The organism is Weizmannia acidilactici (genome assembly GCF_008974185.1).
GTDB classification, from domain to species: Bacteria; Bacillota; Bacilli; order Bacillales; family Bacillaceae_C; genus Weizmannia; species Weizmannia acidilactici.
The window spans coordinates 1-770 of record NZ_BKZP01000099.1; the positions used below are offsets into that span (position 1 = coordinate 1).

Consider the following 770-nt stretch of genomic DNA (forward strand, 5'->3'; position numbering starts at 1 on the left):
GGGTTATGATTTTGTTTTAGTCAACCCGATGCACGTTAAGAAAAGCAAAGAGCTGGATGACAATTCCCCAACGAAAAACGATACAAAAGATGCCAAGGTGATTGCGCAGCTGATTAAAGACGGGCGATACTCCGTACCCAATCTCCTGGACGGTATTTATGCCGAACTAAGATAAGGCGCCAAAATAAGAGATCAGCTCGTTAAACAGCTCATGATTACAAATGGCCGAATTCAAAATGTCATTCAGCGTTATTTCCCTGAGTTCTTTGATGTATTTAAAGATTGGGAAGGCAAAGCAGCTATTTGTACCTTAAAAATGTTCCCATTCCCTTCGCAAATCAAGGATATGACTCCTGAAGAAGTGTTGGAGAAATGGAAGCCGCAGATTCAAAGGGGCATCGGCATTAAAAAGGCAACAAAGCTTGTGGAAGCAGCCAGAAAGAGTATTGGTATTCAGGCTGGCATAAAGTTTGCCAAACAAGAAATAGACTGCCTGCTTGAGCAGTATGAACTTTACAATCAGCAAATCAAGCAGCTGGATCAAGAGCTGGAAAGCCTAGTAGAAACTCTACCGGGAGCTAAACAAATGATGGCTATCCCAGGCTTGGGCAAGACCACAGTTGCTTTATTTTTCGCTGAGGTGGGCGATATCACAAAGTACAAACACCCCCAACAGCTTGTAAATTTGGCAGGGCTCTCATTGAAAGAACATAGTTCAGGGAAATCTAAAGGGCAAACAACTATTACCAAACGAGGGCGCAAGAGACTCC

The 770-nt window shown here is 43.2% G+C and carries 1 pseudogene; it reads left to right on the forward strand.

Going from position 1 to position 770, the window contains the following annotated elements:
* Positions 1-770, forward strand: a pseudogene (locus tag BpJC4_RS15850) (IS110 family RNA-guided transposase); the annotation flags it as partial.